This is a genomic window from Phyllobacterium ifriqiyense, assembly GCF_030817885.1.
GTDB classification, from domain to species: domain Bacteria; phylum Pseudomonadota; class Alphaproteobacteria; order Rhizobiales; family Rhizobiaceae; genus Phyllobacterium; species Phyllobacterium ifriqiyense.
The window spans coordinates 193,443-219,500 of sequence record NZ_JAUSZT010000003.1 but is presented as its reverse complement, the minus strand read 5'-3'; the positions used below and the strand labels follow the sequence as shown (position 1 = coordinate 219,500).

The following is a 26,058-nucleotide window of genomic DNA, read 5'->3' as shown; positions in this document are numbered from 1 at the left end:
TCGTGAAGGACTCAACCATGAAAAAAATCCTCCTCGGTCTTGCCGCTGCCGGTCTCGGTACAATGCTGGCTTTCAGTGGTGCGAAGGCGGCAGAAGAAGCTAACCACGCAGCGGAGCCAACGCATTTCCCGATCAAGCATCCGGAAGAAATGAAGTGGACCTTTTCCGGCCCCTTTGGATATTATGACAAGCAGCAACTGCAGCGCGGCTTGAAAATATATAAGGAAGTTTGCTCGGCCTGCCATTCCATGAGCTTGGTTCCATTCCGCGCTTTGGAAGAGTTGGGTTACAACGAAGCTCAGGTAAAAGCCTTCGCTGCCGAATATGAAGTGCCGGATGCACCGAATGCCGATGGTGAGATTGTTAACCGCAAGGCCATTCCTGCCGACCATTTTCCATCGCCATTTCCAAATGTTCAAGCTGCCGCCGCCGCCAATGGTGGCGCTGCTCCGCCCGATTTCTCGCTGATCGCAAAGGCCCGTTCAGTTGAACGCGGTTTCCCGCAATTCCTGTATGACATCGCACCGTGGGTTCAATATCAGGAAGGTGGTCCGGATTATATCCACGCGCTTTTGACGGGTTATGGTCAGACGCCGCCGGAAGGCATGCAGATTCCAGAGGGAACGCACTATAATCCCTACTTCATTGCCGCCAAATCGCTTGCAATGGCACAGCCTCTGCAAGACGGACAGGTGACCTATGATGATGGTTCGCCAGCGACCTTGTCGCAATATTCACAAGATATCGCAGCGTTCCTCATGTGGGCTGCTGAGCCGCATCTGGAAGAGCGCAAGAAGACCGGCTTCCGCGTCATGATCTTTCTGATCTTGTTTGCGGGTCTGGTTTATCTGGCCAAGCGCCGGATTTGGTCTGACGTTCCGCATTGAGCGGTTGATAGTATTGATCGTGGAAGGGGCGCAATGCGCCCTTTTCTTTTGTGGGTATGGCAAAGAAGCAAAGGAATCATGAGATGGATTCAAGTCTGAAGCAGACCTTGGTCAATTCCATCCGGAACATTCCGGACTATCCAAAACAGGGTGTCATGTTTCGTGACATTACAACCCTCCTTGGCAATGCGCGAGCCTTCCGCCGCGCCGTTGATGAATTGGTCCATCCCTATGCCGGCGGCAAAGTCGACAAGATTGCAGGCATCGAAGCGCGGGGCTTCATCATAGGCGGGGCGATGGCGCATCAGTTATCAGCTGGCTTCGTACCTATCCGCAAGAAGGGCAAGCTGCCCCATGATACTGTGCGCATTGCCTATAGCCTTGAATATGGGCTGGACGAGATGGAAATGCACAGGGACGCCATTATCCCTGGCGAAAAAGTTTTGCTTGTCGATGATCTCATTGCAACCGGCGGCACCGCAGAAGCGGCAGTAAAGCTCTTGCAACAACTGGGCGCCGATATCGTCGCTGCCTGTTTTGTTATTGATCTGCCGGAGCTGGGCGGCCGAAAGAAACTAGAGGCGCTTGGCGTAAACGTTCGCACATTGATCGATTTTGACGGCCACTAACAAAAGTCTTATGTTGGTGGCGAATTAGTCAGGCAGGGCAATAAGAGCGGCGCTGTCGAATTCCATCACGCGGATGCCATTCTGATTATAGGCCGCTGAGGACATCTGCATCATCGACCAGCCGGGACGTGATTGAAGTGTACGCACGCTATTCACGGTTCGGGTAAAACGGATTGTGTCTCCGGCATAGACCGGCTTCAACCATTTCAGGTTCTCAAATCCGGGCGAGGGGCCGAATGTTGGCGGTTGTTCGCCGCGCTTCATAGCCTCTTTAATAAGGGCTTTCATGCTCTCCACGTTAAGCCGCATCCAGATGGCTGTCGTGTGCCAACCTGATGCACAAAGCGCGCCGAAATTGCTATGCTTGGCAGCTTCGGGATCAACGTGAAATCGCTGCGGATCGTATTTTTTGGCAAAGGTAATAATTTCTTCCGCACCGAATGTATGGCTGCCCAGGTCCATTTCGACACCGATGTGGGCTTCAATGTCGTTGCTCATGATGCCAATGGCTCCCGCAAGGAAAACATGCCGGTGTTTTGCAGTTCACATACGAGCACGCCATCCTGATTGAAAACTTCATGGTGTAAAACCACAAAGCCAAGTGAAGGCTTGGACTTGGATACCCGGCTTTCGATGACGGTTGTCTTGCCGGTCAGCGTGTCACCGGCAAGTACTGGTGCACGCCATCTCGCATAGTCTATTCCTGGTGCTCCTTGCGAGGTCGAGTCGAGGAGATAGGCGTCACACATCATACGCATGAACATTGAGACTGTATGCCAACCCGACGCTGCAAGGCCGCCTAAGATGCTTGCTTTGCCTGCTGCTTCGTCCAAATGGAATGGTTGAGGATCGAACTGGCTGGCAAAATCGATGATCTCGCCAGCGTCGACTATCTTTGAACCCAGCGGCCATTCGCTGCCAACAGCAAAATCTTCAAATGCGTAGCGGGGTTCACTCATCATTGCCTCTATGTGTTGAAGCGGAACAGCATGATGTCGCCGTCCTGCACGATATATTCCTTACCTTCGTCACGGGCTTTACCGGCTTCCTTGGCTGCGACTTCGCCACCAAGCGTCACATAGTCATTATAGGCGATCGTCTGCGCGCGAATGAAGCCCCGCTCGAAATCCGTGTGGATGACGCCAGCCGCTTGAGGCGCTTTAGAACCGCGTTCAACGGTCCAGGCACGCGCTTCCTTTGGACCAACTGTGAAATAGGTAATGAGATGCAAAAGCTTGTAGCCGGCCCGGATAAGGCGGTCCAAGCCAGGCTCATCAAGGTTCATAGCGTCCAGATATTCCTTGGCCTCTTCCTCGGGAAGTTGAGCGACTTCTGCTTCAATGGCTGCGGATATGACGACGGTTTCAGCACCCTGCGCAGTGGCCATCTCTTCGACCGCTTCGGTGTGTTCATTGCCAGTAGCGGCGTCTTCCTCGGCTACGTTACAAACATAAAGCACTGGCTTTGACGTGAGGAGATTTAGGCCCTGCAATATTTCAAGGTCTTCGGCGGCTATGCCATTCAGCATGAAACGGACGGGTTTGCCATCCTGAAGCAATGCGAGCGCCTCTTCCATCACGGGAAGCAATGTCATTGCTTCCTTATCTTTGCTGCTCGCGCGCTTCCTGAATTGGACGATGCGGCGCTCAAGGCTTTCGAGATCCGAGAGCATCAGTTCTGTTTCGACGGTTTCCGCATCGGAAACGGGATCAATGCGGCCTTCAACATGCGTAATATCGTCATCTTCGAAACAACGCAGCACGTGCACGACCGCATCGACTTCGCGGATATTGGCGAGGAATTGATTGCCAAGTCCTTCACCCTTGGAAGCACCACGCACGAGGCCTGCAATATCTACAAAGCTGATACGAGTTGGTACTATATTCGCTGACTTGCCAATCTTGGCGATTGCTTGCAGGCGCGGGTCCGGCACAGCAACTTCACCCGTGTTGGGTTCGATGGTGCAGAAGGGATAATTCGCAGCCTGGGCAGCGGCGGTCTTTGTCAGCGCGTTGAAAAGCGTGGATTTGCCAACATTTGGCAGGCCAACGATGCCGCATTTGAAACCCATAATGTGCGATCCTTATTCTTTCTTGCCGAAGAGCTTGTTCAGCATGTCGGCCATAGGGCCGGATTTTGGAATGTTAACTGTCGGTTTTTGAACCCGAGCCTGCCGGATATGGCTTTGACTGGCCGGTTTTGCAACAGACTTTTCAACTTGTGTTTTCTCAGGCTTTCCGCCGGTGGCCAGAGCAACGCGATTCATAAAGCCAGCATCGTCTTTTTTGACGATATAGTCTGCATTGACAGCAATCGCATCGAGCACTGGCTCCAGCCACTCGGAGTCCGACTTCACAAAATTGCCAAGCACGTGATGTGTGACCAGTTCCTTGACACCCGGATGATCTATACCAATACGAACGCGGCGATAATCTTTGCCAATATGTGCATCAATGGACTTTATTCCATTGTGTCCGCCAGAACCGCCCCCAACCTTCACACGAACTTTCCCGGCGGCGAGATCAAGTTCGTCATAAATAACGGTAAGATCGCCAAGGCCAAGTTTGTAGAAGCGCATGGCTTCACCAATCGACTGACCGGAAAGATTCATGAAGGTTTGCGGTTTGATCAGAATTATCTTTTCGCCGTCGATCATGCCGTCGGCGATGAGTGCCTGAAACTTTTTCGCCCAAGGCGAAAAATTATGGCGGCGGTGTATTTCATCCGCCGCCATAAAACCAATATTATGCCTGTTATAGGCATATTGAGAGCCGGGATTGCCAAGACCTGCAATGAGCAGCACGCGACCAGCTCCCTGTAAAGGCGATTATTCGCCTTCTTTTTCTTCTGCTTCAGTGCTTTCAACTGCGGCTTCCGTTGTCTCGTCTTCAGCAGCGAGAACGGCAGGAGCAGCAATGGTAGCAATGGTGAAGTCACGATCCTGAATAACCGGTGTCACACCCTTTGGCAGGGTAACATCAGAAATGTGAATCGAATCGCCGATAACCTTGCCGGTCAAATCAATTTCGATTGCTTCCGGAATGGCATTGGCTGGCGCATGAAGCTCAACGTCGTGACGAACGATGTTGAGAACGCCGCCGCGCTTAATGCCAGGCGAAAGCTCGTCATTAAGAAAGTGAATCGGCACATGTACGTTTACGACCGATTTGGCCGATACACGCAGGAAGTCAACGTGAACTGGTTTGTCGCTGACCGGATCAAGCTGGTAGTCCTTTGGCAGGACCTGGATCGACTTGCCGTCAAGAATGATGTTGGCAATGGTGGTTTTGAAACCGCCGCCATGGATCTTGTAGTACAGCGTCTTGTAGTCGAGGGTAATCGAGATTGGCGCCTTTTTGTCACCATAGATGACTGCTGGCACTTTACCGTTGCGGCGAATTTCTCGGGCGGACCCCTTACCAACCCGTTCGCGCGCCTCGGCCTTGAGCTCGTATGCTTCGCTCATGGCATTTCCTTTCGAGGTTCAAATCTGGAGTGTTCCTGCAAGGTCAAATGAATGACAATCCAAAAAACATGAAGCGGCCCAAAGGCCATCCCAACGAGAGATCCCGTAACAGATGATTGGCCGCCTCATTCCGCGTTGCCTCCAAGGGTGTCTACGCGGATGGCGGCTCTATAACGGAAAGATCACGATTGTGCAAGTTATGAGCGTAGCAACCTCAATCAAACAGGCTGGAAACCGACTCTTCCGATGCGGTACGTGCAATTGCTTCGCCGATCAGATCAGAAATGGGCAATACACGGATATTATGGGCAGCATTGACGGCAGGGGTTGGCTGAATGGAATCAGTTATAACCAGTTCCTTCAGCTTGGAGCCGGTGATGCGGGCAACCGCGCCGCCTGAAAGTACGCCATGCGTTATATAAGCAGTAACGCTTGTTGCGCCTTTTGCGAGTAGCGCTTCGGCAGCGTTGCAAAGCGTGCCGCCCGAATCAACAATATCGTCGAACAGCAGGCAGTCCTTGCCGCTGACATCACCAATGACATTCATCACTTCGGATTCGCCCGGACGATCGCGGCGCTTGTCAACAATAGCCAACTGCGCATCAATGCGCTTTGCCAATGAGCGGGCGCGGACCACACCGCCGACATCAGGAGATACGACCATCACGTTTGAAGTGCCGTAGTGGGAGCGAACATCACGGGCAATAACTGGCACGGCGTAAAGATTGTCAGTCGGGATATCGAAGAAGCCCTGGATCTGGCCAGCATGCAGATCAAGCGTCAGAACTCTATTTGCACCAGCTTCGGTGATCAGATTAGCCACGAGCTTCGCGGAGATTGGCGTGCGCGGACCGGGTTTACGGTCTTGGCGGGCATAACCGAAATAGGGGAGAACCGCCGTGATACGTTTTGCCGACGAACGACGGAAGGCATCGATCATGATGAGCAGTTCCATCAGATGATCATTTGCCGGGTAGGACGTGGATTGCATGACGAAGACATCTTCGCCTCGAACATTCTCTTGAATCTCGACGAAAATCTCTTCATCGGCGAAACGCCGTACACTTGCTTTGCCGAGTGGAATATTAAGATACTTGGCTACAGATTCAGCGAGAACGCGATTGGAATTGCCCGCGAAGAGTTTCATGCTGTATTTCCTCACGTCTTTTTCAGAGCGTCAGCCAAAATAAGGGTATGGCGCGCCTTTTACTGTGACTGACGCACATTGCAAGCGGGCAGAGTCGATTCATGCACAGTTGGACAAGGTTAAGCCCTCAAACGTGTAAATATGTCACGTCTTGGAGCCTGAAACCCACGATAGATAGCCGCCGATTGCTTTGTCAGCTATGCCTTCCATCGTTGCTGCTGGCACGGAACTCCATGGATCAGCCGCACCGCCGGGCACTTTTTCTTGCCCTTGTATGCGATGAAGGCGTGTTCCCGCCGGATCAAGGATGTCCCACACGTAGATTATCGTGGTCAGATTGCCATCGGGCAGGGCAGAGAAATAGCCCTTCATAATGTGGGTATTGTCCGTATCGCCAGCGGTGCCCAAAACGATACCTTTTTGCTTGGCAAGTGCCGAGAGGCGTTGGGACAGTGGTGTAGCAGCGGCAATAGGTGCGCCAACAATAGGCGCAAAACGCAGTTTAGCGGTCTGCGACACACCTGTAGGCATTGCAGTTCCGGTGGCGGCCGGAGCCGTACCTGTGGTTGGCGTATTGCCTGGCACAGGAGCCGCTGCCGGATCAGTTCCCGGCGCTCCTGTTGCACCACCTTGCGCCGGTGGCAGATCGGATTTGGTGACGCCCAAGGTATTTTCAGAGCTGTTGCACCCACTCAAAACGATCATCATGAAAGCGGTGACGGTGCAAGTCAGTGCGTTACGCAACTTCATCTTCACTCAAACCCCATTAAGCAACCGCAAAAGCGGCTTGATAAGCAAAGCTGACAAAAGTTTTATTTCACGATCAAGTCAAGAGGTTGGCGTGAAAGCGTTTCCGCCTTGCCATTGGTTGTAAGGTAGGTCTGGCCCAATGTCATGGCCGTATTGCTGTCGGAGTCCATGATAATCATATGGGCGAACAAGGTCATATCCGGCTGGATACGTTCAGGGTTGCCCGAATAGAACATGGGCATGTCCATCCAAGACGGCGTGAAGCGGGCGCCGACTGAATAGCCGCATGCATTGAGGCGGTGGCGGGTCAGCTCGTGCTCTTCCATTACCTTGGCATGCGCATCAAACACATCACCAAAGGTGGAATCCGGCGTCATGGCCGCTTCAACAGCCTGCAGCGCTTCGAGTGCAGCGTCGTAAAGCTCCTGGTGGCGTTTCGATGCCTTGCCCGTCAGGACGGTGCGCATCATTGGCGCATGATAATGTCGATAGACACCCGACCATTCGAGCGTCAGCTGGTCGTTTTTGGTAAGCTTGCGCCTGCCAGCCTTATAACGGCAGAGCAATGCATCATCGCCCGAACCGATGATGAATTCGTTGGCCGGATAATCGCCGCCGCCAGCAAAAATTGCTCCCTGCATGGCAGCTAGAATGGCGCCTTCATCCGCGCCTGCCTTTATTAGGTTCAAAGCTGCGGTGAGAGCATCGTCGCCGAGTTCGGCAGCCTTGCGGCTATAGACGATTTCAGCTGGACTCTTGAGAACACGAAGCTTGTCCACAAGTCCGGATGCATCCACGAGTTGGCCAAAGGCTGCAAGCTGCTCATCCAACTTTCGACCATTGGCCGCCGTTAGACCGTGGGTTTGATATTCAATACCGATGCGACAGCCCAGCAGATCAAGGTCATTAAGCAGTTCGCGCAAATCCGCCGCCGGATTGGCATTGTCCCGATCTGCCCAAACAATGATGTTTTCAATATTGGAGGTCTGCCGCGCCTGCCGCAAATCGGCCGAGCGGGTCATCAGCACATTACTACCATCGGCTTTGACAACGAGGCATTGGAAGAAGCAAAAGCCAAAAGTATCGTAGCCGGTCAACCAATACATGCTTTCCTGTGCAAAGAGCAGGATCGCATCAAGCTTTTGCTCGGCCATGACCATCATCAAACGATCACGGCGCGCATTGAATTCTTCCGGTTCGAAATGAAGGCCCATAATGCTACTCCGTAATTGTAATGGCCGATATCTGCCGGCCATAATCTGGTTCGTTGCGGTGCGTGGTGCGGCGATAGGAAAAGAACTGGTCTTCATCAGCATAGGTACACAGTTCAAGTGCTGAAGCATTTACACCTGCTTGCTCAAGCTGTGTGATTATGAATGCCCAAAGATCAAACATCTTATGGTTTTCATTGGTTGATTCGCGGAAAAATTTACTGAATGACGAATTCGTTGAGACGAATTGCTCGTAGAATTCCCGGCCCACTTCGTAATTGTCGGGACCAATGGTAGGTCCCAGAACAGCTTGGATACGATCACGTTTGGCACCAAGCCCGATCATGGCCTCGACCGTGTTGCCCAGCACGCCACCAATGGCGCCACGCCAACCGGCATGAGCCGCGCCGATGACCCCAGCGTCCGGGTCGGCGAAAAGAATTGGACCGCAGTCGGCCGACAATGCGCCTATCACTATACCGGGCGTGGCCGTTACCATAGCGTCGGCTTTGGGCCGGTCTCCAGTGAGGGGAGACGTCACGGTTATGACGTCCGGCGAATGCACCTGATGCACCGTCACAAGTTGAGAAAGTGGCACGCCTAACGTTTCTGCAACCCGCCGTCGGTTTTCCGTGACATTGACTTGATTGTCATTGGAGCCGCTACCGACGTTCAGGCCGCGATAAATACCATCAGAGACACCACCTTTTCTGGTGAAAAATCCATGATCGATTCGGTTTTGCCCGGGTGAGCCCAGCAGGGAAGAACGCAGTGGTGCTGGTTTTTCGTACGTGTTCATCGTGGAGTGGTTTCTCCCAAAGGCTGCGGATGGTGATTTAGCTCTCGGACGAAGTCAATCTTCCGTTTCATTTTGTCTGAAAAGGAAATGTATGGGTGGCAGGATCTGTTATACACAGAACCTTGAATAAGGTTCCCATCTCGGTGGGTCCGGCTAGACGTTCAACATCAATATGCAGTTGCTCCTGAACGTCGGGAGATTTGCCTTGCCCTAAAGCACCGGCGCGGTCCAACAACCCCATGGCAATGAGAAAATCGCCTTGTGTCATTGCGCTGGATTTGCACCCTTCAGCACGGGCAGATTGCGCGAGACTATGAAAGTCGACGTGTGTCGTTATGTCCGCTGCGCCCGGCGTGCTAAGGGCATTGATCGGCCTGTGCTGGCTCAATGCCTGCAAAGTGTCGCCATAACCTTGTTCCAGGTGGCCATAATCAACAAGCAATGCTGCTCCGCGTTCGCGGCAAATATGGTTGGCGATCTGATGCATGAGCGCGTTGCGAGCGGGAGCGATTTCGAAAATACTGCCATCTGCCGCAGTATCGCTGCTGCCGGGCAACAGGGCCTTTTCAAGAGAACCAGAGCCTGCAGCAAAAAACAGATTGCCCTCACTGTCGGCAGAAACCATTCTTTCGACAAAGCGACCATTTGATTTCACATATTGCCTTGATGGGATTGCGTCGAAAAGTTCATTGGCAACAAGGATCAGCGGGTTCGCCGGAATTTCGGCGATAGTTTTACGCCATTCGATGTCTGCTGTGTGCTGCGCCAGCGCTTCTTGCTGAATTTTGGTCAGCCGCTCGCTAAGTTCAACCATTATTACCTTGACCGCCTTCATAAAGGCGGGCGAAATTTTTCCGGCGGTGCGTAAAAGATCGTTCATTAAGGTCCCGCGGCCGGGCCCCACTTCACAAAGGCTGAAATGTTGCGGAGACCCTAGTGCTTGCCAGGCTCCAACGCACCAGACACCAATGAGTTCGCCGAACATTTGGCTGACTTCCGGGGCGGTGATAAAATCGCCACTTCTGCCGAAGGGTTCTTGTGTTGTGTAGTAGCCATTATCCCGATCGAACAGGCACAAAGCCATATAATCTGCCACGCTGATCGGACCCGTTGTCTCGATCTGCCGGATAATGCGCTGCTTTAAACTCATCGTTGCGTTTTTACCTCAGGGTTGCGCGCGGACAAGATAAACGCCAGACCAATAATGACCATTGGGATTGAAAGCACCATGCCCATCGTCAACCAGCCGCCAAAAAGATAGCCGAGTTGAGCATCCGGCTCGCGGAAAAACTCGACAAAAATACGAGACAATCCATAGAGCGCCACAAATGTGCCCGAGATAAAACGGGGGCTTTTTAGTTTGCGGCCATAGAAGATCAGTACTGCAAGCACCGCAAACAGCACGATACCTTCAAGTGCGGCTTCATAAAGCTGGCTTGGATGACGTACTACAGGTCCTCCCGTCGGAAAAACCATTCCCCACGGCACATCTGTCTCTCGGCCCCACAACTCACTATTGATAAAGTTTGCTACGCGAACGAGACCAAGGCCGACCGGTACACCGGCGGCAACAGTATCAAGCATGCTGGATATATTGATTTTGCGCGAGCGGGCAAAAAGTACCATTGCGAGTGTCGTGCCCAGCATGCCGCCATGAAATGACATTCCGCCTTCCCAAACCTTGAATATGTCCAAAGGATTGGCGATGTATTTGGCAAAATCGTAGAAGAGAATGTAGCCAATACGGCCACCCAGAACTACACCCAGTGCGGCCCACAAGACGAAATCGTCGAGATCTATGGGCTTCATTGGCGGGGTATTGTTTGCCCAAAGTCGTGGCTTGCTGATGAGTTTCTTGGCGTACCACCAAGCAAAAAGAATACCGACCACATAGCCAAGTCCATACCAGTGTACCGCTATGGGACCTATGGAAAAGATAACCGGATCGATCTCGGGGAAAGCTATCGCAGCAAATGTCGGCACAAGTAGCTCGCTCACAAGGACACTCCGTCTCGGTTTTCTCGATTTTGCGGGACCATGCGCGAGGGCGTGATAGGCGTCAAGCCGCATCTGCGGTAACATTTGTGCGGGCTGGCTTAGCGCTAACTTGCTTGCAATCATTATAAGTGGTCATTATTTGAATGGTGAAACCAGAAAGGTATCTGCAATGACCAATGGATCAAATCGCGTTCTCGATGAACTGGCAAAGCTCGTTACAGATGCTGCCGGTGCTGCCCAAGGCGTGCGCCGCGAAGTTGAAACCGCATTTCGAGGTCAGGCGGAGCGTCTGCTCAATACAATGGACGTTGTCCAGCGTGAAGATTTTGAAGCTGTGCGTGAAATGGCAATAAGGGCCCGGGCGGAGAATACAGCCCTCCAAGCACGTATCGAGGCCTTGGAGGCGCTGGTTGGCAAAAAGGACGAATCGGCGAAGCCCACCTCATCGCGTGCCAAAAAGGCTTAGTGCCTTTTTGAAATTATCTAGGCAATGTCGTCTTCGGCCAGGCTTTCTTCACCGTCGGCGATTGCCTCTTCTTCCGTATCATAAGGGCCGACCTTCGGTCCTTCTACGCCGTCTTTAGTGACGACATAATACCAGTTGCCATCATCGTTTTTTTGTACGGCTTTGACTGTTGGTTCAGTTGCATCGGACATGCTCGTTCTCCTGTTTGACCGTTCCAGACTCCCGCGAGAGCCGCGTTGGAAATAACAAGCTAAGACGTTTTGATATCGACTATATGACGAAGTTTTTTAGACCCTAATCCATTCGGGCCCGCTGATAGTCCCGATTTGGTCGTTTTTCTCTCCCGCGGACCACTATCCCCAAAATAAATCTTAAGTATTTATCAACAGGTGGAAATCGCCGAAAACTGTTTCCTTAGAGTCAGTTAAAGCGACCAAGTGAATCTTTTTCCTAACTTCTGTCCACACCCATTCTCGTCAATTGGTCAAAAGGGGACTGGCGCTGTGACTCAGCATCAATACACTGAAATTACTGCATGATTCGTTTCAGTGTTCATGCAGCGGTCCGTAAGTTCATGGCCGCAACCCGGTTGGTGTGTTCTGCCTGCCGGTGAGTTTAAAAAATGTTACCGCATTCAGCGTGGGTCTATGTTGACGTGCAGAAAACATTTGGTGTGCTTGGTTTGGGTGCGCTGTATCTCCCGCAGCGTTATACGAGATTCGATTTAGCAGGTAATGGCGATGAGCCTTCTGGAACTAGAGATTGCGCGTGACTTACATCCCGTAGATGTGATCGAGCACGTTGCCCATGCAAACGAATGGGCATTTGAGCGCACCGGTGAAGATGAGATTGCGATTACGGTCGAAGGTAGCTGGACCGATTACCAGATATCCTTTTCGTGGATGGAAGACTTTGAAGCCCTGCATCTGGCCTGTGCTTTCGATATCGCCATCAGCGAGCCTCGCATCAATGAAGTGATGCGGCTTCTCTCATTGGTCAATGAGCAATTGCTGATGGGACATTTTGATCTCTGGAGGCAGGAGGGTGCGGTCATGTATCGCCAGTCCCTGCTTCTTTCCGGCGGTGCCGAGCCTACCAGTAAACAGGTTGAAGTTTTGCTTTCGAGTGCGCTCGATGCATGCGAAACCTATTTCCAGGCTTTCCAGTTTGTCGTCTGGTCCGGCTCAACAGCGCGGGAATCGCTCGACAGCATTTTGTTCGAAACCGTTGGATCAGCCTGATTTTCCTGAAATGGGCTAGGCGGTGGAGTTGAGAAATCATGACCATCAGTTTTGATGATTTCGAGAAAGTCGATATTCGCGTCGGGACTATTATAGAGGCGGAAATATTCCCCGAAGCGCGTAAGCCCGCATTCAAATTACGGATCGATTTTGGTTCAGAGATCGGTATCAAAAAATCCTCCGCCCAAATTACCAAGCGACACACATTGGAAGAGCTAAGGGGAAAGCAGGTCATGGCTGTGGTCAATTTCCCGCCACGCCAGATCGGTCCCTTCATGTCAGAGGTATTGACGCTTGGTTTTCCCGATGAAGCCGGTGACGTTGTTCTAGCTACCGTGAGCCATACGGTTCCGAATGGCGGTAAATTGTTTTAAGCGACGTCTTCTCGTCAGGCTGGAACTTTGACTATCGCACGTAAGCCGTTCTTAGGGCTGTCTTCAAGCGTAATATCGCCGCCATGGCTACGAGCGATATCCAAGGCGATTGCAAGTCCCAGGCCAGTGCCGCCTGCGTCCTGGTTGCGGGCCTGGTCAAGCCTGAAGAATGGTTTGAAGACCTCATCACGCATTTCTTTCGGGATACCTGGCCCATCATCATCGATGGTCAGTATCAGCCAGCCATCGCGATGATCGGCTGCGACAAAAACATTCTGCGCATAGCGGAAGGAATTTGAAACAAGATTGGTAATCAATCGCGAAAACGCGTTGGGGCGGACATGAATTTCCGGTTGTCCGCGAATGGTAGAGGTGAATCCCCGTTTGAGCAGTATCGCTTCTTCCTTGAGTTTGGCGAATAGGCGCTCAAGATTGAAGACGCCGGTCTCTTCGTCAGCCTCGCCCCGTGCGAATGAAAGGTAGCCTTCTAGCATTGACTGCATGTCGTCTATGTCTTGTTCCATCGCTTCGGTATCGACCCTGTTGCTCACCAGCGCCAGTTGGAGCTTAAAGCGGGTCAAAATGGTTCGCAGGTCATGACTGACGCCGCTGAGCATTGTTGTACGCTGCTCAATTTGCCTTTCGATACGTTCACGCATGACAATAAAGGCCGCACCAGCGCGCCTCACTTCTTCGGCGCCGCGGGGCTTGAAGTTTGGTGGCGGTGCTCGTCCTTTGCCGAAACTGTCTGCGGCAGTGGCCAATTGCTGGATTGGTTTAATCTGATTGCGCAGAAACAGGATCGCAATAGCCAGCAACACAAGGGCTGAACCAGCCATCCATACCAGGAAGATCAACGTGTTGGATGCATAAGCCTGACTACGTCGTGCAAAGACGCGCAAAACCTTGTCCTCGAGTTGTATTCGAATTTCCACCAAATCCGAATCCCCGATCGTATCGATCCAGAACGGTCGATTAATCTGCTTGGTGATTTCTTCACTCAGAATATTGTCGAGAATGGAATAGAACGGTTTGGGACCGGGCGCGGGGAGCGGGTCGGGTGGCAATATGGATATGTTAAGAGCTAAACGTTCGCGCGAAATGCGGATCAGGTTCTCGTAGCCCGAATCTTGGGGAAACGTGTCCATCAGATCAATGATGCCGGAAATATCCCGCACCACGGCAGTCGAAAGACGCTGAGTCACTGTCTGCCAATGGCGTTCCATGAACACAAACGCAATAAGCGATTGTAACAGCACCATTGGCGCAATGATGATGATCAACGAACGGGCATAGAGCCTTTTGGGCATCCAGCGGGCCAGCCAACGCGTCAGCTTTCGCCAAGGACCAAGCAATGTGCTTCGTTTGCGCCGCCAATGGCGTTTCTTCACGGCCAATGCGCGATCTGCGGCGTCCGGGGGGCTCATTACATCGATATCCGCTTGCGCTTCCTGCTTTGCGTGTTCGTTATTCAACACTCAACTTATAGCCAACGCCTCGTACTGTCTGCAACCAAACCGGATTTGCAGGATCGTTCTCGATCTTGCGACGCAGGCGATTTATCTGAACGTCGATTGTCCGCTCACCTACGTCTCCTTCCTGTCCGGTCAGTTCGTGACGTGGAACAGTTTCACCCGCGCGGGCAGCGAAAATCGCCATGATGTCCTGTTCGCGATCGGTGAGACGAATCAAATCCCCTGACCGTTTCAGCTCGCGTTTTGCGATGACGAATGTGTAGGGTCCAAATACGATTTGCTCGATCTTCGCCTGTGTAGCGGGAGCGCCACGCCGCAGAATATTGTTGATGCGGAGTATCAGTTCACGCGGATCGAATGGTTTGGGCAGATAATCGTCTGCGCCTGCTTCGAGACCGGTAATGCGGCTGTCTGTTTCCGAGAGCGCGGTAAGCATGAGAATCGGAACGTTTTTTTCCTGACGCAGAGCCTGAGTTAAAGCGATACCGCTTTCGCCCGGCATCATAACATCGAGGATGAGCAGATCATAATCTATGCCGGCAAGCTTTCGTCTTGCCTCGTCGGCATTGGCCGCTACCGTAATGCGAAAGCCGCTGCCTGTCAGATATTGGGACAGTAGATTTCGAATTCTGGTATCGTCATCAACGATCAGCAAATGTGGGGCATCGTCCGACAGCGCGAGATCGCTGCTAACGGGTGTTTTTTCTGTATCCTGTACCATGCATCCCCTCTTCACCAAGTGGAACCTATATCTATCCTGACTTCGGCAGGCTGTCGATCTGTTGCCACTGTGCGGGATTTACCATGGCTTTGAGAAAATGCTCAATCACCGCCCGGTCGCTTGGATCGAGCTGTTCCAATGCATTGGCAATGCGGCGTGATTGCGGTGCTGCCAATTCAAGTGCAAGCTCACGCCCCTGATGCGTGGGGTAGAGTTCGCGCTGCCGCCGATCGCGCGGCCCTTGTATCTGCACAATGTGGCCGGTGTCGATCAATTGCTTGAGAACGCGTGCCAAGCTTTGCTTGGTGATCTTTAAAACTTCCAGCAATTCTGCAACGGTCATGCCGGGCTTTCGATTGACGAAATAGAGAACACGGTGGTGCGCCCGCCCGAAAGTAAGCTTTTCCAGTATCATATCCGGGTCGGCGGTAAAGTCGCGATAGGCAAAGAAGAACAGCTCGATAATATCGAGTTCCTTGGCGTGCTGCTCGGTCAGGGCTGTCTCAATGTGCCTATCTGGTGTATAAGATTTCATGCAAGGTCCCCGGTCTTGGAAAAGATTATGTCAGCGTTGTTGACTTAATTTTAGACTGCTGATAATTTTTGGCAAGCTGTTGGCTGCATTTTGAATGAATCGAAAAGCCAATACGTGTTTCTGGAAACTTTCCGTAATGAAACGCCTATTGGTGCTGAAGGGCAATGGTACACCAATTGGGAAGCGGGACCAGTTGGCGGAAGGCAAATCCCCGTAAAACATCAGGATAAGGCCTGGAGGAAAACATGGCATCCGTTCCATTCGATCAGCTTGAAGGTTACATCTGGATGAATGGCGAATTTGTTCGCTGGACAGATGCAAAGGTCCATGTACTTACACATGGCCTCCACTATGCAAGCTCTGTGTTTGAAGGTGAGCGTGCCTATGGTGGCGAAATTTTCAAGCTGAACGAACATACGGAACGGTTGCACGAATCCGCGCGAATTCTTGGCTTTACGATTCCCTATTCTGTTGACGAGCTTAACGATGCCTGCCGGAAGCTTTTGGCGAAGCAGGGTTTTCAAGATGCTTATGTGCGTCCGATTGCATGGCGCGGAAGCGAGTCCATGGGCGTTTCGGCGCAAGCGAACAAGATCAATGTTGCGATCGCGATCTGGCAATGGCCGAGCTACTTTGATCCAGCGCAAAAGCTGAAGGGTATCAGGCTCGATATGGCTGAATACCGCCGTCCAGATCCCAAGACCGCGCCTTCTAAATCAAAGGCTGCCGGTCTTTACATGATCTGCACAATCTCAAAGCATGCGGCTGAAGCCAAAGGCTATGCAGATGCATTGATGCTGGATTGGCGCGGGCAGGTGGCTGAGGCGACGGGGGCCAATGTGTTCTTCGTGAAGAACGGCGTAATTCATACGCCAAAACCTGACTGTTTCCTGGACGGGATTACGCGGCGTACGGTTATCGATCTTGCCAAGCGCAGAGGTTATGAAGTTATCGAGCGGGTAATCATGCCCGAAGAGATGGCAGACTTTGAGCAATGTTTCCTGACAGGAACTGCTGCTGAAGTTACGCCCGTATCTGAGATTGGTTCATACAAATTCACGGTAGGCGAAATCGCCATTAACTTGATGAATGACTACGCTGCAGAAGTAACGCCCAAGAAAGTCGCAGCAGAATAACCGCAATTTTCGGTCAACATTACAAGCCTGATACAAATCGATTGTGGTATCAGGCTGTTTGACATTGCTTAAAACTTAGTCATCATGATGTATGTCAGGCATGAGTCTGACGTTGAAACGTTGACGGGGTGTCCATTATGGAAGCGCTTCTTCCTATCGTTATCCAGCTTATCTCTGGTGGTGTCGGCGGCAATATTGTCGGCGGTCTTCTTAAAAATCTCAGCCTTGGTACAACCGGTAATACTGTCGCAGGCGGTGTTGGCGGATTGATTGGTGGTTATCTAACCCAATATCTGGGTGCAGGTGGCGCAGCAGTCGTTGCGGATGCGGTTGCATCTTCCGGGCTCGATATTGGTGCTATTGTCGGCCAAATTGCAGGCGGTGGTATTGGCGGTATCATCTTGACCGCAATTGTGGGAGCCATAAAGAACTCAATGGCCAAGACCTGATCATTGCTAGATGAAGATTTGTTGGGGCGGTCGCTTAGACCGCCCTTTTCATTTGGTATGCTGTTACATTAGGTTCTTTGCGGTTTGATCAGTGAATGACATAGGATTTAGATATTATGGGACAATTGCAGGCCGGTATTATTCCCGTCACGGCCTTTCAACAAAACTGCACCATTCTTTTCGACAGCGATGACAAGCGGGGTGTGCTTATTGACCCGGGTGGGGACAATGATCAGGTGCTTCACGCCATTCAGTCAAATGGGATCATAATCGAGGCAATCTGGCTGACCCATGGTCATATTGATCATGCCGCTGGTGCCATGGATATGAAAGAAGCACTGGCTGTTGATATTGTTGGACCGCATGAGGCCGACCGTTTTTTATTGGAAAGCTTGGAAGAAAAGGCGCTTCAATACGGAATCTCGGGGAATGTGCGCAATTGCACACCGGATCGCTGGCTAAGCGACGGGGACACAGTGTCGTTTGGTGATCATTTGTTTGAAGTCCTGCATTGTCCGGGACATGCTCCTGGTCACGTTGTATATTACAATAAGAAAGCCAAGTTCGCTCACGTTGGAGATGTGCTTTTTAACGGTTCCGTTGGACGGACTGATCTGCCTGGCGGCGATCACGCTGTGTTAATCAATTCAATCACGACAAAACTTCTGCCGCTGGGGGATGATATCGGGTTTATCTGCGGTCACGGTCCGGGTGGAAGATTTGGGGAAGAGCGTCGTACCAATCCGTTCTTGAACGAATAAATGAAAACCGCCGGAATGACCGGCGGTTTTAGTTCAAAATTTAGTTGGCGTTACAGAAATAGTCACGTCCGTCATAGCCGCGGAATGTTCCTGTTTCCGGATTGAAAGACCGATAACGATCCGTGCAATAGCGATACCAAGCGCGAGTCCAAGGCTGAGCGGATCCATAATAGCGCGGTGCTTCGACCTGGCGGTACACTCGAACCGGAGCCCTGTATGTGGGACGGTCGTCATAGTCACGATAAATCACTTCCGGTTCGCGCGGTTGCGCAAGTGCACCACCAATCAGCGCACCGGCTGCAAGCCCGATAGCACCGGCGGCCAGAGCGTCGCCGCCGCGGTGATGATGACGATAACCACGATCATAATGCCGCCAGCGATGATCAGCTGACGCTGACGACAGTGGTGCGATGACGGTCGCAGCTACAGCAGTTGCAAGAATGGCAATTTTCATACCCTTATTCATCTGTGCCTCCTTGAAGCATCTTGGCGATTTTCTACGCCGCTTGATTATTTTGGGTCGCGATCACCTGGACCGCCAACCGTAATGCTGTTTTAACCATCTCAGAATGAATGCAGGCTGAACGGCGACCAAGGCAGTTTGTTCCTTGCTGATCCAGTCAAACATTGTTCCGGAGGGGGGAACAGGACACATGATTTCAGCAATTCCAAGGCGCGATAAAGATACTTGAAACCAATCTGACGAGTTGGTTTCAAATTCTTGGTCAAGAAGATTGAAATCCCCGTGCGAAAAGGGGATTTCAACAAATGTTATTCAAGCATAGATCGCTCAGGCCCGCCCCGTTTGGCGGGCTAAAATGGCAGTGCGGTTACAGAATTTACTCTGTAATCGAGATATTCACTGCTTTTGGGCCCTTACCACGGCGATCTGGCTCTGTATCGAACGAAACTTTCTGATTGTCTGCAAGATCTGTAAGCCCGGATGCCTGTACTGCAGAGATGTGAACGAAAATATCCGCTGCTCCGTCATCCGGCTTGATAAAGCCAAAACCTTTTTCGCTGTTGAAGAATTTGACCGTACCGGTCTGTGCCATGCTCAGTTCCTTTTTCTAAATTACCGCGTTCCCCTCCGGGTTTGCGGGATTGGTAGTGCCGTCTTCTGTACTTACTTCAGACGGAGGTCATGCAGGCAATTCTCGAATTCAGGAAAGGAGCCGATCATTGCCGGGATTGCTCCCGACCCGGTATTCTTGCGGTTCCGGCGCGCCGTTCTTCCAGTCTTCCAGTGTTCATAGATGCCCGAACGCTTTGAGACTGCTAGAATAAGTCTTTTTTGGCAAGCAAAAGTTTTTCTACCACTTGAGTGAATAGGTAGAAATGCGTTGCCGCTATGAGCAAGGCATGTAGAAATTACGTCGTTATATGTATGTTGCAAACCTATGCCTGTTACGTGGCGAGCTAGAGCAAGTTTTGCTTATAGAGAGTATCTCGCGGTGCTCCGCATTTTCGGCTAACGGCTAGCCAATAAAATTGCTTCGGCGTCAACGATTACGCGTAACGATGCAGGCGCCACCAGCACTTTGCAGTTGTGCGCAGATTTGGTTGGCTTCCCCGCGGCTATCGGCACCGATGCGGACCGCGTAAATTCCGCGCCTGCCCATAGCTGAACGTTTCCGGCTGATGATCGGTTCATGCTTGTCGAGAATGGTGGGGAAGTTTCGCTTTAATCGCTGCATCTGACGTATGGCCGCAGATTGCCTGAAATTTCCGGCGATCTGGATACCCCAAGGCTTTGGCTTGATCTGCGCCATCGAGACTGTCGCAAACCGCACGATTGGCAGCTGTCTGCAAGCAGCGTCAAAATTGAGTTTGCTGTTGAGCGGAAGCTTCTTGATTTCGGCACCGGTTGAAAAATCGTCTGCCGAAATTCCAGTTATATCGAGCACATATTCTTCGGTTTCCAGGGGGAGGAAGCCTCCATTGGATATCCAACGGGAAACTCTTGTGGGGCCTGCATTATAGGCAGCGGCAGCCAAACCCCAGTTTCCAAATGCTTTTCGTAGGTCTTTCAATAGTTTAGCTGAAGCCGGAAGCGCCTGCAAAAAATCATAAGGGTCGGCGAGGCCGCGCTCTTTTGCGGTTCCGGGCATGAACTGTGCGATCCCTTGCGCTCCGACTGGGCTTGTTGCGGACACGTCAAACCGGCTCTCTTTCCAGATCAGTCTGGCAAAAAAGTCCCGAGGAACACCATGACCATCCGCATTCGTCGCTATGGCTGCGCAAATCTGGGTAACGCTGGGTGGTAACGGTGCAGCCGGAATTGAAACAGACGGATTGTCCGCAGCAAATGCATCAAAGGCGGCTAAAACACCGCCTGCCACAAGTACGGCAATCAATCTGTAACGGGTCACAATGGCCTTTCAACCTGGAGAACGATATTGAGCATTAAGCACGCTTATATTTCTGATAAAAGGTACTGGTTTACGATTCCGTTGCTACCGGATGGCCAGTGTAGCCATCCAGATTGAAGAGAAATGTTATGCCGCTCTCCGTTACAACGATTGGTTTTGATGCAGACGATACGCTCTGGGAGAATGAGCAGTTTTTTCGTTCGTCAGAAAAGCATTTTGCAAATCTCTTGGCGCCCTATGCTGATATCGCCGATCTACCTCAGAGGCTGCTTGAGGTCGAGAAACGCAATCTGGAGTCCTATGGATTTGGGATCAAGGGCTTTACACTTTCATTGGTCGAAACAGCCGTAGAGGTAACTGAGGGAAAGGTGCCCGCAACAATTATCGCCGAAATCCTTGATGCCGGGCGTGAAATGCTGCGTCATCCGGTTCAAACTTTACCCCATGTGGCGGAAACACTTGAGCAACTGACTGGGCGCTACAAGCTGGTGTTGGTCACGAAAGGGGATCTATTCGATCAGGAGCGCAAGCTGGCTCAATCCGGACTGGGAGATTTCTTTGATGCAATTGAAATCGTCAGTAACAAGGACACCGGTACATATGAGCGTGTGTTCAGCCGGCATGGCAACGGTGCCGAGCGGGGTTTGATGATCGGCAATTCACTAAAATCCGACATCGTTCCCGCGATTGAAGCTGGAGCGTGGGGCATATTCGTGCCCCACGAACTTACTTGGGTGCTGGAGCATGTTGAAGCCCCGATCGAGAATCCGCGATTTCGCCAGATAGAACATCTAGGCCAGCTCACTACTCTCCTTGAGGAGATAGGCTGATTATTCAGCCGCGTATTGTTCTTGGGTCTGTTCGTCCGGTCCGTTGGGATCGCCCGCTGCTGTCTCGCAGCCTAAATCCGGGAACGCCACCACGCGGTTACCCGTAAAATCAGTACGTACAACGACCAAGCCCTGTTCCTCAAAATAGGTAAGCAGCCGTCGCGCACGGCGGGCCGAGTGCGTACCGTAGGCTCGCGCTATCGTTGCATCAGAAGGGCATGGACTCGTCGTAACGGCCGCTTGAGCCACAATAAAGAAAACACCTTGAACATCGTCTGGCAGGCTCTTTGAAAGTTCCAGTGCCTGCTGCCAGGGCTCGCTTTGAGCGGTCTCTCCATCAATTCCAGCGCGTGCGACAGCCAATTTGCGCCGAAATGCGGGGAGTGAGAGCTGATCTCCCGGAACGCGGCGAATGCGGCAGCGGACAAGAAAATCTTGGTACAATACGGCGTCGGTGCGGAAGGACGCGTCGGGATCATTGAGCATTTCATGCATGACCGCCTCGATAAGACTGTTGCGTTCGGCCTCGTCGATTTCAGGAAACAAGGTTGGCGTGGGCGACTCTGCCTGCGCCATAGCCTTGGCTTGGGTCAGCTGGTTGAGGATATCCGCTGTGGGGGTGGGGGCAGGTGGCGTGTGCGTCTTGCGCACCACAGCGCGACGCTCCTCCGGAGCTGGTATGAATATAAGATCACGGGCATCGTCACCCGGTTGGGGAAGAGGGGTAAGCTTGGGGCTGGAAGAGCGCGCTGATGTCTCGACGGCTCCAATTGTAACCGGAAGCGGTCGGCGTGATAAAGCAGGCCCTAGCGCCACGAAATGACCCCGAGCCAGATCACGAAACTGCTCTGCCTGGCGACGTTCCATACCCAACAAATCTGCTGCCCGCGCCATATCAATATCGAGAAATGTGCGCCCCATTAGAAAATTGGATGCTTCTGCAGCTACGTTCTTTGCAAGCTTCGCCAGTCGCTGGGTTGCGATCACTCCGGCTAGGCCGCGTTTGCGTCCACGGCACATGAGATTGGTCATCGCGCCCAACGAAAGTTTACGAGCTTCGTCCGAAACTTCACCAGCTACGGCTGGTGCAAATAGCTGGGCCTCGTCCACGACGACCAGCATTGGATACCAATAGTCTCGCTCTGCATCGAATAGCCCGCCAAGAAAGGCTGCGGCACATCTCATTTGCTGTTCTACATCCAGACCCTCAAGATCCAGAACCACCGATACGCGGTGTTGGCGGATGCGGGCGGCAATCCGTGTCAGCTCGTTCTCCGTACGAGCTCCATCAACAACGACATGACCATATTTGTCCGCCAGCGTGACAAAATCGCCTTCTGGGTCAATGACGCATTGCTGAACCCATTGCGCGCTCTGTTCAAGAAGGCGGCGCAGAAGATGAGACTTTCCAGAACCCGAATTGCCCTGAACAAGCAAGCGTGTTGCCAAAAGCTCTTCAAGGTCGAGCATGGCCTTTGCGCCTGCTGGCGCTGCTCCCATGTCGATATCGACCTTCATCGCTTCTCCAGTCTTGATATGATTCCGCGCGCGAAATTTCGCGCGCGGTTTGTCTAGCACTCCTTCACGCCGGATGCTTGAGCGTTCTCGTATTTTGCAGATTTAACCCACAGCTGGTTTGACGTTCTCCTGAAAAATTGCGCCGAATTCTTTCATCCGATCAACGATATAATCAGCATCTATCAGAGAGTCCGGCAGATAGAGTCCGGCTTTTACGGGTTCGCCGCCATGCAGCCCAAGAAGACGTTCAACGCTAAGCGCCACGTGCAGCGCAGTGAGAGGAGCCTGTCCCTCCGGGTGCACAATATCAAGCCGAATCGCAGCACGCTCGCCGGTAACCAATTCACCAGTGATCTCGATAGCGATCTCAGTTGAAAAAGCTTCTCCGCGTCTGCGGCTGGCCGAAGTGCCATAGACAAGGCCAACACGGATGGATTTGGCGTTTGTAGCTGCCGATAGGCTGAGGACATCCAGCGGCGAATAGGCCGTGGATTCTAATATTGTGCCGTCAATATCCACAAATGGCCGCATGGCATCGTCATCTTTTATCCATTGCCAGTGTCCATCCACTAGGAGGAGTGGATTGGGTGCCGATTCTGTAATCCGTTGGTAGTCCGCAAGAGCGGCTGGTCCGCCCATGTCTTCTTCGTCAAGCACGACTGTGATTGAGATGTTGTCAATAGTTTTAAACTTACGTACGGCCTGCAAAGTCGGAAATGTTGCAGCACCCGCAAGCCAATTGCTTGCCATTAATATTGGAGCTGCATTCGGCTTACTGATAGCGAGTGCCATTTCTGGTCCTACTTCGAAAACTCCGCTCGACACACTGAGGTAGGGTAGGCCATGCGCCTGAGCATATTTCATGCTATTGAGCGTCGCGTCTTTTACGAAGACTGCAATTGCACTGTAGTTGGCACCATCGATCTGGCCCAGATCATCGCGTTCCAAGTGAATTTTGACAGCTTGCGCGTGACCGATCCCGTCAGCGACGCGTTGCGCTTTGGCCAAGTTACGACCACCGACGGCAATGGGCAGATCCGGATATAATTTGCGTAGTATTTGCGCTGCTTTTGCACCGACAACTCCTGATCCGCCGATGATTAATACGGGATCGGTGATGGATAGTGGCATGGCCTCGACTCCTGCTTTAAACTGGACAATGGTTAAACGTTGGCTGGGATTTTCTTTCCCGATAGTTCATATTACTATTAGTAAGTTACTATTGGTAACATTGCAAGATGCCGAGGGACCAATATTGCCGTTTGTTAAATCAGGGTTGAATGCGAAATGGGACTAGCCGCTGCCAAGAAGATGCCAAAGGCGCAACGCCGCGATCAGCTTTTATCGATTGCTCTCGATATCGTTCGAGACGAAGGTACTGATGCCTTGACCCTTGGCTACGTTGCTGAAAAGGCAGGTGTGAGCAAGCCGATTGCCTACGAGCACTTCGGGACGCGTAGTGGATTGCTCATTGCTCTGTTCGAGCAACTTGATCAGCAGCAAATCGACCAGCTTGCCGCTGCGATTGCAGAAGCGCCCAAGCGGTTGGAAGATGTCGCCCGTGTCGTGAGCGATGCTTATATGGCATGCTATCAATCCATCGGAGCAGAATGGTCATCCATTTCTGCGGCTCTTAGAGGCGACGAGGTTATGGATGAAATCCAATGCGGCCTAATCGACAGCTACGTCGATCTCTATTGTTCCATACTCGCGCCATATACAAAAATCACTGCAGACGATCTTCGCTTGCGCTGTGTTGGAATCGTTGGCGCGGCGGAAGCAATTTCACGCGAAATGATCCGCGATAAGCTTGAAGAAAAAGCGGCTGCTGCGGTGCTGCAGTCGCTCATCGTCACTTGGCTATCCAAATAGATTTGCCTGTTAATTAACAGGAACAGTCTCCAAAACAGGATTTGGCTTGCCGTGCTTGCTAAGAGTTAACACCAACAGAGCGGCGATCAAACACAATATGCCTGCTACGAAAAATGCGGGCATATAGGTCTGGTATTCGGTGCGAACGAACCCGCCACCATAGGCCGCGGAAGCGGCGCCCAATTGGTGGCCCGCAAAAACCCAGCCAAAGATCAGCCCCGCCTTTTCGCGGCCAAAGCGATCGGTTGCCAGTTTGACTGTCGGGGGCACTGTCGCAATCCAGTCCAGCCCATAGAACATGGCAAAAAGTGACAGGCCATAGAATGAAAAGTTCGAGTAAGGTAGGTACAGGAGCGAAAGACCACGCAGGCCATAATACCAGAAAAGCAACCAACGATTGTCTACGCGATCGGAAAGCCAGCCGGAGCCGATTGTACCGAAAAAATCAAAGAAGCCCATCATTGCCAGAACGCTGGCTGCCATTATCGGCACCATGCCGAAATCACCGCACATGGCAACGAAATGTGTTCCGACAAGACCATTGGTACTCGCCCCGCAGACGAAGAAGGTCGCAAATAGAACCCAAAAGGTGCTGCTACGTGAGGCATCCTTCAAGGCGATCAACGGCATGGTGATAAGGGTGATAAGCCCTCCCGTGACCGGAGGCGTGAGGACAACCTCTTTGTCTCCATAGGCTGGCAGACCAACATCCGCAGGTCGATCACGCATGAGGAAAAAGACCGCAAGAACTGCAACAATCAACAAGCCACAGATCAGCATAATGGCAGTTCGCCAACCATAATTTTCGCTAAGAGAAGCCATAAGCGGCATGAAAGCTAGCTGGCCCGTAGCGGAGCTCGCCGTCAGCATACCAAGGGCAAGTCCTCTGCGCTCAGTGAACCACCGAGCTGCAACCGTTGCGCCCAGTACCATTGCGGTAAGACCTGTGCCGAAACCAACGACTACGCCCCACAACAGGATGAGTTGCCAGATTTCCGTCATTGCAAGCGATGCAAAGAGACCGCCAGTGATAAGGATTAGCGCGACGCAAACGACCTTCCTGACACCAAAATAGTTCATGAACGCCGCTGCAAACGGACCCATCAGGCCGAACAGCAGGAGCCGTATTGAAAATGCTGTTGCAATTTCCTTGGTTTCCCAACCGAACTCTTTTTCGAGCGGGACAATCAGTACGCCGGGAGCGCCTACAGCGGCCGCCGTTACGAGCATTGTCAAAAAAGTAACGGCAACAACCACCCAGCCATAATGGAAGTTACGCTTTGCCAGGGCGGCTGCGAGCGGATTGGAGATCATGTCGGGTCTTTCAACAATGGGCTGCTGATTGCTGCCGCTTAAATGATGGGCATCATGTTTGACTATTCATGACGATCATCATATATTTTGTCAATAGTTGTTTTGAA

Annotated in this window: 31 protein-coding genes; 10 read left to right on the top strand and 21 right to left on the bottom strand. The window is 52.0% G+C overall.

Features of this window, described 5'->3' with window-relative positions:
- The first annotated feature begins 17 nt into the window (after positions 1–17).
- Together QFZ34_RS08400 and QFZ34_RS08395 are read left to right on the top strand one after the other, a co-directional pair.
- A complete protein-coding gene (locus QFZ34_RS08400) occupies positions 18–887 on the top strand; it encodes a cytochrome c1 (RefSeq protein WP_115052407.1) in 870 nt (289 codons plus the stop codon).
- Positions 888–970: 83 nt separating this feature from the next.
- Positions 971–1,516 (top strand): adenine phosphoribosyltransferase, encoded by a 546-nt coding sequence (locus QFZ34_RS08395; RefSeq protein ID WP_115052408.1) that lies wholly within the window; start codon positions 971–973, stop codon positions 1,514–1,516.
- A gap of 24 nt (positions 1,517–1,540) precedes the next feature.
- Here the strand turns inward: QFZ34_RS08395 and QFZ34_RS08390 are convergent, their stop codons facing one another.
- The 11 genes from QFZ34_RS08390 to lgt all read right to left on the bottom strand — a co-directional run bounded on the left by QFZ34_RS08390 (position 1,541) and on the right by lgt (position 10,887).
- Entirely contained in the window at positions 1,541–2,014 is a 474-nt protein-coding gene (locus QFZ34_RS08390; RefSeq protein ID WP_162802459.1) for a MaoC family dehydratase, read from the bottom strand.
- Complete coding sequence (locus QFZ34_RS08385) at positions 2,011–2,475, bottom strand: MaoC family dehydratase (protein ID WP_307279564.1); 465 nt, start codon at positions 2,473–2,475, stop codon at positions 2,011–2,013. The genes QFZ34_RS08390 and QFZ34_RS08385 overlap by 4 nt, the downstream gene beginning before the upstream one ends.
- A gap of 8 nt (positions 2,476–2,483) precedes the next feature.
- The gene (ychF, locus tag QFZ34_RS08380) at positions 2,484–3,587 is read right to left on the bottom strand and encodes a redox-regulated ATPase YchF (protein ID WP_115052410.1); all 1,104 of its coding nucleotides are present in this window, start codon (positions 3,585–3,587) and stop codon (positions 2,484–2,486) included.
- Between the two features lie 12 nt (positions 3,588–3,599).
- Positions 3,600–4,319, bottom strand: a complete 720-nt coding sequence (pth, locus tag QFZ34_RS08375) for an aminoacyl-tRNA hydrolase (RefSeq protein WP_307279560.1) — start codon at positions 4,317–4,319, stop codon at positions 3,600–3,602.
- Positions 4,320–4,343: 24 nt separating this feature from the next.
- Entirely contained in the window at positions 4,344–4,982 is a 639-nt protein-coding gene (locus tag QFZ34_RS08370) for a 50S ribosomal protein L25/general stress protein Ctc (RefSeq protein WP_115052412.1), read from the bottom strand.
- Between the two features lie 214 nt (positions 4,983–5,196).
- A complete protein-coding gene (locus QFZ34_RS08365; protein WP_008124277.1) occupies positions 5,197–6,129 on the bottom strand; it encodes a ribose-phosphate pyrophosphokinase in 933 nt (310 codons plus the stop codon).
- Positions 6,130–6,273: 144 nt separating this feature from the next.
- Complete coding sequence (locus QFZ34_RS08360) at positions 6,274–6,879, bottom strand: RAD23 family protein (protein WP_115052413.1); 606 nt, start codon at positions 6,877–6,879, stop codon at positions 6,274–6,276.
- Between the two features lie 62 nt (positions 6,880–6,941).
- On the bottom strand, positions 6,942–8,093 hold the full coding sequence (locus QFZ34_RS08355) for a M24 family metallopeptidase (protein ID WP_307279555.1): 1,152 nt from the start codon (positions 8,091–8,093) through the stop codon (positions 6,942–6,944).
- A 4-nt stretch (positions 8,094–8,097) separates the two neighbouring features.
- Positions 8,098–8,889 (bottom strand): peptidoglycan editing factor PgeF, encoded by a 792-nt coding sequence (pgeF, locus tag QFZ34_RS08350; RefSeq protein ID WP_307279552.1) that lies wholly within the window; start codon positions 8,887–8,889, stop codon positions 8,098–8,100.
- 67 nt (positions 8,890–8,956) lie between these two features.
- Positions 8,957–10,039, bottom strand: a complete 1,083-nt coding sequence (locus QFZ34_RS08345; RefSeq protein WP_307279548.1) for a class I SAM-dependent methyltransferase — start codon at positions 10,037–10,039, stop codon at positions 8,957–8,959.
- Positions 10,036–10,887 carry a prolipoprotein diacylglyceryl transferase gene (lgt, locus tag QFZ34_RS08340; protein WP_307279546.1) on the bottom strand — a complete coding sequence of 284 codons (852 nt, stop codon included), beginning with the start codon at positions 10,885–10,887 and terminating at the stop codon, positions 10,036–10,038. Before lgt ends, QFZ34_RS08345 begins: the two co-directional genes overlap by 4 nt.
- A 169-nt stretch (positions 10,888–11,056) precedes the next feature.
- On the opposite strand from lgt, the gene QFZ34_RS08335 reads away from it, so the two are divergent.
- Entirely contained in the window at positions 11,057–11,353 is a 297-nt protein-coding gene (locus tag QFZ34_RS08335; protein WP_115053225.1) for an accessory factor UbiK family protein, read from the top strand.
- Positions 11,354–11,370: 17 nt separating this feature from the next.
- On the opposite strand, the gene QFZ34_RS08330 is transcribed toward QFZ34_RS08335, so the two are convergent.
- Positions 11,371–11,544 carry a hypothetical protein gene (locus QFZ34_RS08330; RefSeq protein WP_307279543.1) on the bottom strand — a complete coding sequence of 58 codons (174 nt, stop codon included), beginning with the start codon at positions 11,542–11,544 and terminating at the stop codon, positions 11,371–11,373.
- A 549-nt stretch (positions 11,545–12,093) separates the two neighbouring features.
- On the opposite strand from QFZ34_RS08330, the gene QFZ34_RS08325 reads away from it, so the two are divergent.
- Together QFZ34_RS08325 and QFZ34_RS08320 are read left to right on the top strand one after the other, a co-directional pair.
- Positions 12,094–12,594 carry a type III secretion system chaperone family protein gene (locus QFZ34_RS08325; RefSeq protein WP_115052418.1) on the top strand — a complete coding sequence of 167 codons (501 nt, stop codon included), beginning with the start codon at positions 12,094–12,096 and terminating at the stop codon, positions 12,592–12,594.
- A 38-nt stretch (positions 12,595–12,632) separates the two neighbouring features.
- A complete protein-coding gene (locus QFZ34_RS08320; protein WP_115052419.1) occupies positions 12,633–12,968 on the top strand; it encodes a tRNA-binding protein in 336 nt (111 codons plus the stop codon).
- A gap of 14 nt (positions 12,969–12,982) precedes the next feature.
- On the opposite strand, the gene QFZ34_RS08315 is transcribed toward QFZ34_RS08320, so the two are convergent.
- The 3 genes from QFZ34_RS08315 to QFZ34_RS08305 all read right to left on the bottom strand — a co-directional run bounded on the left by QFZ34_RS08315 (position 12,983) and on the right by QFZ34_RS08305 (position 15,699).
- Positions 12,983–14,278 carry a sensor histidine kinase gene (locus QFZ34_RS08315; protein WP_370878832.1) on the bottom strand — a complete coding sequence of 432 codons (1,296 nt, stop codon included), beginning with the start codon at positions 14,276–14,278 and terminating at the stop codon, positions 12,983–12,985.
- 157 nt (positions 14,279–14,435) lie between these two features.
- On the bottom strand, positions 14,436–15,164 hold the full coding sequence (locus QFZ34_RS08310) for a response regulator (protein ID WP_307279537.1): 729 nt from the start codon (positions 15,162–15,164) through the stop codon (positions 14,436–14,438).
- Between the two features lie 31 nt (positions 15,165–15,195).
- The gene (locus QFZ34_RS08305; protein WP_307279534.1) at positions 15,196–15,699 is read right to left on the bottom strand and encodes a MarR family winged helix-turn-helix transcriptional regulator; all 504 of its coding nucleotides are present in this window, start codon (positions 15,697–15,699) and stop codon (positions 15,196–15,198) included.
- Positions 15,700–15,944: 245 nt separating this feature from the next.
- Here QFZ34_RS08305 and QFZ34_RS08300 point away from each other — a divergent pair, with 245 nt between their 5' ends.
- From QFZ34_RS08300 to QFZ34_RS08290, 3 genes are all read left to right on the top strand, one after another.
- On the top strand, positions 15,945–16,835 hold the full coding sequence (locus QFZ34_RS08300; RefSeq protein ID WP_307279531.1) for a branched-chain amino acid aminotransferase: 891 nt from the start codon (positions 15,945–15,947) through the stop codon (positions 16,833–16,835).
- A 137-nt stretch (positions 16,836–16,972) separates the two neighbouring features.
- Positions 16,973–17,284, top strand: a complete 312-nt coding sequence (locus QFZ34_RS08295) for a hypothetical protein (protein WP_115052423.1) — start codon at positions 16,973–16,975, stop codon at positions 17,282–17,284.
- A gap of 116 nt (positions 17,285–17,400) precedes the next feature.
- Positions 17,401–18,045, top strand: a complete 645-nt coding sequence (locus tag QFZ34_RS08290; RefSeq protein WP_307279528.1) for an MBL fold metallo-hydrolase — start codon at positions 17,401–17,403, stop codon at positions 18,043–18,045.
- A gap of 40 nt (positions 18,046–18,085) precedes the next feature.
- Here QFZ34_RS08290 and QFZ34_RS08285 read toward each other — a convergent pair whose 3' ends face one another.
- From QFZ34_RS08285 to QFZ34_RS08275, 3 genes are all read right to left on the bottom strand, one after another.
- Entirely contained in the window at positions 18,086–18,511 is a 426-nt protein-coding gene (locus QFZ34_RS08285; protein ID WP_115052425.1) for a BA14K family protein, read from the bottom strand.
- Positions 18,512–18,884: 373 nt separating this feature from the next.
- On the bottom strand, positions 18,885–19,100 hold the full coding sequence (locus QFZ34_RS08280; protein ID WP_008124224.1) for a cold-shock protein: 216 nt from the start codon (positions 19,098–19,100) through the stop codon (positions 18,885–18,887).
- Positions 19,101–19,547: 447 nt separating this feature from the next.
- Entirely contained in the window at positions 19,548–20,417 is an 870-nt protein-coding gene (locus QFZ34_RS08275) for a lytic transglycosylase domain-containing protein (RefSeq protein WP_307279523.1), read from the bottom strand.
- Between the two features lie 128 nt (positions 20,418–20,545).
- Between QFZ34_RS08275 and QFZ34_RS08270 the strand changes: the two genes are divergently transcribed.
- Entirely contained in the window at positions 20,546–21,247 is a 702-nt protein-coding gene (locus QFZ34_RS08270) for an HAD family hydrolase (RefSeq protein ID WP_115052427.1), read from the top strand.
- Here QFZ34_RS08270 and QFZ34_RS08265 read toward each other — a convergent pair whose 3' ends face one another.
- Positions 21,248–22,765: a helicase HerA domain-containing protein gene (locus tag QFZ34_RS08265; protein ID WP_307279515.1), complete on the bottom strand. Its 1,518-nt coding sequence runs from the start codon at positions 22,763–22,765 to the stop codon at positions 21,248–21,250.
- Between the two features lie 102 nt (positions 22,766–22,867).
- Positions 22,868–23,896, bottom strand: a complete 1,029-nt coding sequence (locus tag QFZ34_RS08260) for a Rossmann-fold NAD(P)-binding domain-containing protein (RefSeq protein WP_307279507.1) — start codon at positions 23,894–23,896, stop codon at positions 22,868–22,870.
- A 156-nt stretch (positions 23,897–24,052) separates the two neighbouring features.
- On the opposite strand from QFZ34_RS08260, the gene QFZ34_RS08255 reads away from it, so the two are divergent.
- Positions 24,053–24,637 (top strand): TetR/AcrR family transcriptional regulator, encoded by a 585-nt coding sequence (locus QFZ34_RS08255; RefSeq protein WP_307279503.1) that lies wholly within the window; start codon positions 24,053–24,055, stop codon positions 24,635–24,637.
- A 9-nt stretch (positions 24,638–24,646) separates the two neighbouring features.
- Here QFZ34_RS08255 and QFZ34_RS08250 read toward each other — a convergent pair whose 3' ends face one another.
- Positions 24,647–25,951: an MFS transporter gene (locus tag QFZ34_RS08250; protein WP_307279499.1), complete on the bottom strand. Its 1,305-nt coding sequence runs from the start codon at positions 25,949–25,951 to the stop codon at positions 24,647–24,649.
- Between the last annotated feature and the right edge of the window lie 107 nt (positions 25,952–26,058).